The organism is Micromonospora echinofusca, assembly GCF_017614955.1.
Taxonomy (GTDB): domain Bacteria; phylum Actinomycetota; class Actinomycetes; order Mycobacteriales; family Micromonosporaceae; genus Micromonospora; species Micromonospora echinofusca_A.
The window spans coordinates 1-9,720 of the sequence record NZ_WVUH01000278.1 but is presented as its reverse complement, the minus strand read 5'-3'; the positions used below and the strand labels follow the sequence as shown (position 1 = coordinate 9,720).

Here is a 9,720-nt window from a genome sequence, read left to right as displayed (position 1 = left end):
CGCGTCCACCCACTGCCCCCACTGCCCCGTTACCGCCGATCCGGGGTCTGGCCACGCTGGCGCGCCAGCCCGCCGACCCGCACTGGCGGCACCGGCTCAGCCTGCACCTCGCCGACCTGCACCGCTCCTTCGCGCTGCACATACGGCTGACCGAGGGGCCCGACGGCCGGTACGCCGAACTGCTCGCCGACGAGCCCCGACTGGCCCGCCGGGTACAGATCCTGCTCCGCGAGCACATCGCGGTGGACACCGCGCTGCACGCCCTGCGCCGCCGGGTCGACCTGCCCGAGGCGGGCGCCGTCGAACTGCACGGATGGCTGACCGCTCTCCTCACCGAGCTGCACCGGCACCGCCGGCACGGCGCCGAACTGGTCCACCAGGCGTACCAGACCGACCTCGGCGGCGAGACCTGACAGCGGGGACGCCCGGTCGGGGAACCGCCGGCGCCGGACGCCCGTCAGAGTGGACATGCGCCGACGTACCGCCCTGCTGGGCCTCCCGCTCCTGATGATCCTGGCCGCCTGCGCGCCGGCCGGCACGGCAGGCCCGTCCGGTGACCCGGTCGCGCCCTCCGAGCACCGCTGGGCCCGGTTCGACCAGCGGGCGGCCGAGGTCGCCGAGAGCTGGCGCCGGTCCGCCGCGTCGACCGCCTGGCGCACCGGGTACGTCCCGCTGGGCGACGCCACCGTGCTCGTCGGCGACCCGGGTTTCAGCGGCGACACCAAACAGGCGTTCCTCAACGGGTGGTACCGGGACCAGGTGGCCCTGCCGGCCCGCACCCCGGCACCCGGTACCGTCCGCTTCCCCGACGGCACCCTCACGGTGCCGCTGATCAGCGCCGCCGAGGCGTACCGGCAACTCGACCGGGGTGACCCGCCGCCCTGCGCGGCCCGCCCGGCACGGCCCCCCGCGACCGGCTCCGGGCCGGACAGCGCCGTCAGCAACCCGGCCGACACGGCCTGCATCCCGCTCACCGTGACCGGCGTAAAGCTCGGCACCGCCCAGGTGGCCACCAGCCGGGGGCCGGCGACCGTGCCGGCCTGGCTCTTCACCGTGGAGGAACTCGCCACGCCGGTGGCCCGGCTGGCGGTCGCCCCGTCCGCCGTGGCGCCGGTCCCGTCGGCGTCGGTACCCGCGAGCCCGGTCGACGGCCTCGTCGTGACCCAGGAGCTGACCGCCGCCGACGGCACCACCCTCAGCTACAAGCTGGGGATCGGCGCCTGCGACAGCTCCCCGACCGCTCTGGTGGCCGAGTTCGACGACATCGTGGTCATCGGTGGCGGGATCATCCCGTCGACCGGGATCTGCACCGCGCAACTCGTGCTCGCCCCGGTCAGCGTCACCCTCGACGCGCCGCTCGGCGCCCGACCGGTGCTCGACGGGGTCACCGGCCAGCCGATGCTGCGGCCGGGCGGCTGACACCTGTGTTCCGGGCACGCCCTACAGCGCTGTTCCGGGGCACGCCCTACAGCAGCGGTGGGACCGCCGTGCTGACCGGTACCGCCAGCACGGTCGGTCCGTCACCGGCCAGCGCCGCCGGCACCGCCTCGACGAGCTGCGCCACCGTCCCGACCGGGTGCGCCGTGGCGCCGTAACCCCGGGCGACCGTCACCAGGTCCAGACCGGGCAGGTCCAGCCCGGGTACCCCCGGGGTCTGCTTGAACTCCGCGAACGACTTCAGGATCGCGTACTGCTGGTTGGCGGGCACCACCACCAGCAGGGGCAACCGGAGCTGGGCGGCGGTCCAGAGCGCCTGTACGGAGTAGTGGAACGAGCCGTCGCCGATGACCGCGATCACCGGCCGGTGCCGTCCGGTGTCCCGCTCGGCGAGCGCGATGCCCACCGCGGCCGGCAGCCCGTACCCCAGCCCGCCGCTGGCCATGGTGAAGTAGGAGGCGGGCCGGGTGGTCGGCAACTGTCGGCGGAGGGCGGCCAGGTTCGACGGGGACTCCTGCACCAGTACGCTGTCCGCCGGCCGGACCCGGGCCAGCGCGGCGAAGAGCGCGTCGGGGGTGAGCGGCTCCCCGACGGCCGGTTCCTCGGGTTTCCCGGGGGTCGGGCGGGTTTCCGGCGGTGGCCGGTCGGCCGGCGGTACCAGCTCGGCCAGCGCGGCGAGGGTCAGACCGGCATCCCCGAGCAGACTGTCCCCGACCGGCGCGCGGGCCGCCTCGGCCGGATCGTCGGTGACGTGCAGCAGTCGGGTACCCGACGGCAGGTGCTCGCCCGGCACGTGCGGGTAGTACCGGAACACCGGGCCGCCGACCACCAGCACCACGTCGTACCCGCGCAGCCGCTCGGCCAGCGGTGCGATGGCGTACGGCAGCACCCCCTGGAACAGCGGGTGGTCCTCGGGGAACCCGGCCCGCTCCGACGCCGGGGCGGACCAGGCGGGCGCCCGGAGCCGCTCGGCCAGCGCGACCGCCTCGGGCCAGGCCCCGCCCCGGTCCACCGCCGCCCCGAGGACCAGGACCGGGCGGCGGCTGCCGGCGAGGATCGCCGCGAACCGGCCCAGCCGCTCCGGGTCGGGGGCGACCCGGGTACTGACCCCACGGACCACTGCGGGCCCGTCAGCGGGCTGCTGCCAGTCGTCCAGGGGCAGGGAGAGGAAGACCGGCCCGGCGGGTGGCTGCACCGCCGTGGCGTACGCCCGCATCAGCGCCGCCGGGATGTCCTGCGCCCGGACCGGTTCGTGGCTCCACTTGACGTACGGCTGGGGCAGCTCGGTGGCCCGGGGGCTGGCCAGGCGGGGTTCCAGCAGCAGCATCTCCCGGCTCTGCTGCCCGGCGGTGACGATCAGCGGGGTGCGGTTGTGCCACGCGGTGACCAGGTTCCCCATGCCGTTGCCGGTACCCGGGGCGGTGTGCAGGTTGACGTGCGCGGGGCGACCGGTGGCCTGGGCGTACCCGTCGGCCATCGCCACCGCGCTGGCCTCCTGGAGGGCCAGCACGTACCGGAAGTCGGCGGGGAACCCGGTCAGGAAGGGCTGCTCGGTGGAGCCGGGGTTACCGAAGACGGTGGTCAGCCCGAGCGTGCGGAGCAGGTCGTAGGTGGTGTCCCGGACCGTCGCCATCGGAATGCCCCCGTGTCGTGGATCCCGGAGCGGTGGGGTACCGGGCTCTTGCCAACATTCCGAATTTATCGGGCAGAACCGGCGCTGTCAGGCCGTCTCTTCCGTCACGCAGACAGACCTTAGCCAGCACCCCGGAGGCAGGCTAATGTGCCAGGCATGGCACTGACTGCACTCATGATCTCGATGGACCGTGCGGTCCCGGGGGTCGGGACCGGTGGGCTCTCCGTACCGGTGCGCGGCTGACCATGACCGGCATCCAGGGAGAGGGGCAGGCGATCGGGGGTCGATCGGTGGAATCGATGACCGGGCAGCTGCTCGTCGCCACGCCGACGTTGAAGGACCCCAACTTCGACCGGACGGTGGTGCTCCTCGTCGCCCACGAACCGGGCGGCGCCCTCGGTGTGGTGCTCAACCGGGCGACCGAGGTGCCGGTCTCCGACGTGCTCGGGGACTGGAGCCGGCTGGCCCGGGACCCGGCGGTGCTCTTCGAGGGCGGCCCGGTGCAACCCGACTCGGCGATCTGCCTGGCCCGGATGCGGCACCCGGTACGCCGGATGAAGGGTTTCCACCAGATCTCCGGGGCGGTCGGCACCATCGACCTCTCCGTCGACCCGGAACGGCTGCGGGAGAGCCTGACCGGCATCCGGGTCTTCGCCGGGTACTCCGGGTGGGGTGCCGGCCAGTTGGAGCAGGAGATCGCCGACGGCTCGTGGTTCGTGCTGGACGCGCTGCCCGGGGACGCCTTCGTCGACCGGCCGGACGACCTGTGGCCGATGGTGCTCCGGCGGCAGGGCGGGATGATGGCCGCCGTGGCCCATTTCCCCTCGGACGTCACCCTGAACTAGGCGTCGCCCGGAAGGGGGACCCCGCGAGATGACCTTCGCCCCCGGCATGTGTATTATTTCGCAGGTGCCCGGGACACCGGGAGGAACACCAGCAAGGGGCCGTGGCGCAGCTGGTAGCGCACCACACTGGCAGTGTGGGGGTCAGGGGTTCGAGTCCCCTCGGCTCCACCTTGTTGAGCAGGGTGAACCGGCATCAGTCGAAGACTGGTGCCGGTCTTTTGTTGTGGTCGAAGGGCTGGGGTTCGGCCCGTTGGCTCGACATGTTTCACCCGCTGCTCGATGTTTCTTCCGGCATCGCCCACCGTGCAGGCATGGGAGCTGAGCCTTCGGCTGCGCGAGCGCCGTGAGGAGCTGGGCATGACGGCGGTCGCGGCCGGTCGGGCGAGCGGCATCACCCAGGCGTACGTCTCTGGCGTGGAAGCCGGCCGGGTCAAGCTGCCCGCCGACCGACTGGCACAGCTCGTGAAGATCTACGAGATCGATCCGCGCGAGGCTGTCGAGCTGGAGAAGCTGCGGGTCGGGGCGATGCAGCGGGCCTGGTGGCATCAGTTCTCGCAGCTCTTCCCGGCTGACTTCCTCCGCTTCCTTGGCTACGAGGCCGGCGCCGACCACATTCGTAGCTACGACAACGAGCTGCTGCACGGGTTGTTGCAGACCGAGGAGTATGCCCGCGCGGTCATCCGGGGTGGCAACACCTACGTCCGGCTCACCGAGATGGACCGGCGGGTCAACACCCGGATGTCCCGGCAGCGGCGATGTTCTCGTAGTACGCGGTGAAGCGCGAGTCGGCGAGGGTTGACCGGGGACCAGCCGCTCCGGCTCACCACCGTGGTGGCCGAGGGCGCGTTGCGTCAGCAGATCGGCGGGCCGGCGGTGATGCGGGCGCAGCTCGACCATCTCGCCACGCTGATCACCGAGCGGCCGGAGCAGATCGAGATCCGGGTGATGCCGTTCAGCGCCGGGGCACATCCCGCACTCGGTGGCCCGTTCCAGATTCTGTTGTTCCCGTCGCCCCGGCTGCCCGATCTGGTCTGGCAGGAGATCCTCACGTCGAGTGACATCATCGACCAGTCCAGCCGGGTCGCCGACTATGTGATCACCTTCGCCGAGGCGCGGGAGCGGGCGTTAGGCTCGGAGGAGTCGCTGGCCCTCATTCGGCGGATCGCCAGGGAGATGACGTGATGGCCCCTCACTCCACCCCTGGTCGTGGCTGGTTCAAGTCCTCCCGGAGTTCCAACAACGCGGCCTGCATCGAGGTCCGGTTCGTCGGTGGCGCGGTGGACGTCCGGGACACCAAGGATCGGAGTGGTCCGGTGCTCGCCTTCGACGCCACCGCCTGGACCAGCTTCGTCGCCGGGTTGAAGGCCGGGCAGACGCTGCGAGCCTGAAGGTCGCCACCGCAGGGGGCGAGCAGTGGTCGCCTACCGTGCCGGGGCATGGGTGCACTCAAGCCGTGGCACGTCACCGCTCTCGTCTGCTGCCTGCTGCCGTTCATGACGGCTCTGGTCGGCACGATCGTCGTGCTCAGGAAGCGGGGACGCGTCCGTCGCTGAGTCGGGCACCGGCGCCCGACTCAGCGATCCCATCGGATCGCTCCGCGCCTGTGCGCCTTGCCGACACAAGCAACTTGGCGTCGATCTTGCACTTTGGGCCCCTCCTTTGTCCGTCTTGCAACTTATGTCGGGGCCATAAATGCAAGATCGACGCGAATGGGGTGGCGGCGGAACCTGCCGACCGCCACCGCGACCCGTGCTGCTGGGAAATTTGACTGATCACCAATTCGCCGCGCGGGCGGCCCGCCATGGCCGAAAGAACAGGTCGGCCTCATGGGAGCCGGTGGAATGCGTGAAGAGGGGGTCGTGAACCCCGCTCAACCGGTTACCGTTGTTCTGGGTGTGCCGGTACCTCGGTGGGTATCCACATTCGGCCACGAAGAATGACGGAGTGGATACGTAGCGTAAATGCGCCTGGCTGTGGCGCAGATTCCCCTGACTTTCGGTAATCATATTTGCGCACCGGGTGATAATTGCTGGTCGGGCCGGGTGTTGAGCCTGTCCTCCCTGGTCAGGGAGCGGATATGGCGACACGTGAAAATCATTCGCATTTCTTTCCCGATCGGCCGAGCATAGCCAGGTTACGATCCGGCTAATAACAACAAAAGTAACGAACTTGTTTCCACAATTGGCGGTTCGGGCAGTCTTGGTTGGGCGATAAGACCTGACCTGCTGCCTCGACTAGCGACCGGCTGACCAAATTCGTAGCCTTGCAGCGGTACGGGGGGAAAGACATCCGTGACTGTGCAAGCGGTGGTCCGTAGCTCGGGTTCTGGTCACGACCCGAAGCCCGGCGGTGGGACAGGCATCCCTCCGCCAGTCAGGCGTGTGGAGGGTTGGCGATGCTGACCTTCCCGGCTGCCTCTCCCCGCGACCTCTCGCCCGAGGAGGCGCACGTGGAGTTACGTATCCTGGGCCCGCTGGAGGTTGTCGCCAACGGCAATCGTCTCGATCTGGGAGGTCACCGACAGCAGGTGGTGCTCGCGAGCCTCGCGCTCGAAGCCAACCGTCTCGTCCCGATCGCCCGACTGGTCGAGGCCATCTACGGGGAGGATCTACCCCCGACCTCCCGGGTACAGGTGCAGATCTGCGTCTCCGCGCTGCGCCGGCTCTTCGCCGCCCACGGGTACCCCGACGCGATCGTCACCCGGTCGGGCGGATACCTGCTCCGGGTCGACGAGGGTGCCCTGGACCTGCACCGCTACGAGGAGCTGCTGACCCAGGCCCGGCAGGCCCGGGACGGCAACCGTGCCGAGGAGGCCGTCCGGCACTACCGGTCGGCGCTCGGCCTCTGGCGCGGTACGGCGATGGAGGGTCTGGACAGCCGGCTGGTCCAGTCGGCGGTCACCCGGCTGACCGAGCGACGGATCAGTGTCAACGAGGACTGCATCGAGCTGGAACTCGAACTCGGCCGGCACCGGGACCTGGTCGCCGAGCTGACCGACCTGGTCGAGGAGTACCCGCTGCGGGAGCGGCTGCGCGGGCAGTTGATGCTCGCGCTCTACCGGTCCGGGCGGCAGGCCGAGGCCCTTGAGGCGTACCGGGTGGCCCGGCGCCGGCTGATCGACGAACTCGGCCTGGAGCCCAACGAGTGGCTCCAGCAGCTCCAGCACGCGATCCTCACCTCCGACGCCCGGCTGAACCTGGCCACGTCCCCGCCGGAACCGGGACTCGCCACACCCGCCACACCCACCGACCCGCCCCGCCGGCCGGCCGGTCCGGCCGTGGCCGAGCCGGCGGCCGTCGTACCCTGCCTGCTGCCCACCGACATCGCCGACTTCACCGGCCGGGCCAAGCAGACCGACGCCATCGAGCAGCAGTTCGCCCTGGCCGCCGAGAACCCGGCACAGCTCGCCGTACCGGTGATCGTGATGGCCGGCAAACCCGGCGTCGGCAAGACCACGCTCGCGGTGCACGTCTCGCACCGGGTCGCCGCACGGTACCCGGACGGGCAGCTCTTCGCCGACCTGCACGGCCGTACCTCCCAGCAGGTCAGCCCCACCCAGGTGCTGGAACGTTTCCTGCGGGTGCTGGGCGTACCGGGTACCGGCATCCCGCAGGGCCTGGAGGAGCGGGCCGAGATGTACCGCGACCTGCTCTCCGACCGCAAGATGCTGATCGTGCTGGACAACGCCGGCGGCGAGGACCAGATCCTGCCGCTGCTGCCGGGCACGCCGCACTCCGCCGTCCTGATCACCAGCCGGAGCCGGCTCACCGGCCTGCCCGGTGCCACCCACATCGACCTGGAGGTCTTCGACACCCGGCACTCGGTCGAGCTGCTCTCCCGGATCGCCGGGGCACCCCGGGTGGCCCGGGAGGCCGGCGCGGCCACCGAGCTGGCGGAGCTGTGCGGGCACCTGCCGCTGGCCCTGCGGATCGCCGGTGCCCGGCTGTCGGCCCGGCCGCACTGGAGCGTCGGGCAGCTCGTGGAGCGGCTGGAGAACGAGGCCCGCCGGCTCGACGAACTCAAGCACAGCGGCATGGGGATCCGGGCCAGCATCTCGCTGACCTACGACAGCATGGCCGAGGACGCCCGGCGGCTGTTCCGGCTGCTCGCCGTCCTGGACTTCCCGCACTTCTCCGGCTGGGTCGGTGCCGCCCTGCTGGACCAGCCGCTCGCCGAGGCGCAGGACCTGCTCGACGACCTCGCCGACGCGCAGCTCATCGAGACCGTCGGGACCGGGAACGGGCTGCACAGCCACTACCGGTTCCACGACCTGATCCGGGTCTTCGCCCGGGAACGGCTGGCCGCCGAGGAGTCCACCGCCGACCGGCAGGATGCGCTGGAGCGGGTACTCGGTGCGTTGCTGCTGGTCTGTGAGCGTGCACACCGGGGCGTGTACGGGGGTGACTACCTCAAGCTGCACAGCGACGCCCGGCGCTGGCCGCTGCCGGACCGCCTGGTGGCCCAGCTCGTCGACCCGCCGCTGTCCTGGTTCGAACGGGAACGGCTGACCATCGTCGCGGCCGTCCGGCAGGCCGCCCGGGCCGGTTTCGTCGAGCACTGCTGGGACCTGGCGCTCACCGCGGTGACCCTGTTCGAGTCCCGGATCTACCTCAACGACTGGCGGGAGACCCACCGGATCGCCCTGGCCGCCACCCAGCAGGAGGGGAACGACCGGGCGACCGCCGCGATGCTCTACTCCACCGGCTCGCTGCACATCGTGGAGCAGCGGTTCGACGAGGCCCGCAAGCGGCTGGAGGCCGCCGCCGAGCTGTTCCGGGACTCGGCGGACTGCCAGGGGGCCGCGCTGGTGATGCGCAACATCGCCTTCATCGACCGGATGTGCGGCAACTTCGAGGCGGCCACCGACCGGTACGAACGGGCACTGGAGATCTTCCGGCAGGGCGGTGACCTGGTCGCCGCCGCGTACGTGCTGCACAGCCTGGCCCAGATCAAACTGGAGACCGGGGACATCGACACCGCGCGCCGGCTGCTGCCCGAGGCCCTGGAACTGAGCCGCCGGGCCGGCAGCCGCCGGGTCGAGGCGCAGGTGCTGCACCGGTTGGGGGACGCCTACCTCCAGGCCGGTGAACCGGGTGCCGCCGCTGAGGCGTTCGGGCAGGCGCTGATCGTCGTGCAGGACATCGGTGACCCGGTCGGTGAGGCGTACGCGCTGCACGGGCTGGGCATCGCGCACCTGCGGGCCGGGGAGACCATCGAGTCGGGTACGGCGTTGCAGACCGCGTTGCGGCTGGCCAGTACCGCCGGTGAGCGGTTGATCGAGGCACGGGTCTCGCTGGCGCTCGGTGAACTCGCCCTGGCCTGCGGCAACCCGCCGCAGGCGGTGGTGCACCTGCACCGCGCCCTGGGGCTGTTCCGGGCCATCCAGGCGCCGCTGTTCGAGTACCGGGTACTCGCCATGCTGACCGACGCGTACGCCGCCGCAGCGGGCGAGGACGAGCGGTTGGCGGCGGCGGTCCGGCCGTTGGACCGGCGCCGGGAGCTGCGCATCCCGGTGCCGCCCCGGCAGTTGCCGGGCGACCCGGACCGGGCGAACGCCGGATCGGGTATGGCCGACCGGGGTCGACCGGCGCCGTCCTGACCCGCCACTCGACCGTCCTGACCTGCGGATCAGCGGTCGGATAGCGGAGGATGCCGGTCGGATAACCGCGCGATGGCCGGCTCCGGATACGACTGTGGACCGCCGTCCGCCCGGAACTCCCGGGGGACGACGGCCCACATCGGACCTATTGCGCTGCTCACCCCCAGGGGGTGTTGTCCCTCGACGGGGGCGGGCTGGTGGTGGAC

At 71.3% G+C, this 9,720-nt stretch carries 6 protein-coding genes, 1 tRNA gene and 1 pseudogene; 7 read left to right on the top strand and 1 reads right to left on the bottom strand.

Annotated elements, in window-relative coordinates; all coding sequences use genetic code 11:
- Together GSF22_RS25190 and GSF22_RS25185 are read left to right on the top strand one after the other, a co-directional pair.
- Positions 1–413: hypothetical protein (locus GSF22_RS25190; protein WP_208816214.1), on the top strand; the 413-nt coding region annotated here is incomplete at its 5' end.
- A 55-nt stretch (positions 414–468) separates the two neighbouring features.
- Positions 469–1,419: a hypothetical protein gene (locus GSF22_RS25185; RefSeq protein WP_208816213.1), complete on the top strand. Its 951-nt coding sequence runs from the start codon at positions 469–471 to the stop codon at positions 1,417–1,419.
- Between the two features lie 46 nt (positions 1,420–1,465).
- Here the strand turns inward: GSF22_RS25185 and mdlC are convergent, their stop codons facing one another.
- Positions 1,466–3,070 carry a benzoylformate decarboxylase gene (gene mdlC / locus GSF22_RS25180; RefSeq protein WP_208816212.1) on the bottom strand — a complete coding sequence of 535 codons (1,605 nt, stop codon included), beginning with the start codon at positions 3,068–3,070 and terminating at the stop codon, positions 1,466–1,468.
- 245 nt (positions 3,071–3,315) lie between these two features.
- Between mdlC and GSF22_RS25175 the strand changes: the two genes are divergently transcribed.
- From GSF22_RS25175 to GSF22_RS25150, 5 genes and pseudogenes are all read left to right on the top strand, one after another.
- A complete protein-coding gene (locus GSF22_RS25175) occupies positions 3,316–3,915 on the top strand; it encodes a YqgE/AlgH family protein (protein ID WP_208816211.1) in 600 nt (199 codons plus the stop codon).
- A 95-nt stretch (positions 3,916–4,010) separates the two neighbouring features.
- Positions 4,011–4,083 (top strand) — tRNA-Ala (locus GSF22_RS25170).
- A 111-nt stretch (positions 4,084–4,194) separates the two neighbouring features.
- Positions 4,195–5,097, top strand: a pseudogene (locus GSF22_RS36035) (helix-turn-helix domain-containing protein).
- A complete protein-coding gene (locus tag GSF22_RS25155; protein ID WP_208816208.1) occupies positions 5,097–5,303 on the top strand; it encodes a DUF397 domain-containing protein in 207 nt (68 codons plus the stop codon). Before GSF22_RS36035 ends, GSF22_RS25155 begins: the two are co-directional and overlap by 1 nt.
- Before the next feature lie 1,061 nt (positions 5,304–6,364).
- Positions 6,365–9,514: an AfsR/SARP family transcriptional regulator gene (locus GSF22_RS25150; protein WP_307804303.1), complete on the top strand. Its 3,150-nt coding sequence runs from the start codon at positions 6,365–6,367 to the stop codon at positions 9,512–9,514.
- Positions 9,515–9,720 lie beyond the last annotated feature (206 nt).

Excerpts from the sequence above, each read along its gene's own strand:
- GSF22_RS25155 (WP_208816208.1), top strand. The coding sequence starts at position 5,097 with ATGGCCCCTCACTCCACCCCTGGTCGTGGCTGGTTCAAGTCCTCCCGG.
- mdlC (WP_208816212.1), bottom strand. The coding sequence starts at position 3,070 with ATGGCGACGGTCCGGGACACCACCTACGACCTGCTCCGCACGCTCGGG.
- GSF22_RS25175 (WP_208816211.1), top strand. The coding sequence starts at position 3,316 with ATGACCGGCATCCAGGGAGAGGGGCAGGCGATCGGGGGTCGATCGGTG.
- GSF22_RS25185 (WP_208816213.1), top strand. The coding sequence starts at position 469 with ATGCGCCGACGTACCGCCCTGCTGGGCCTCCCGCTCCTGATGATCCTG.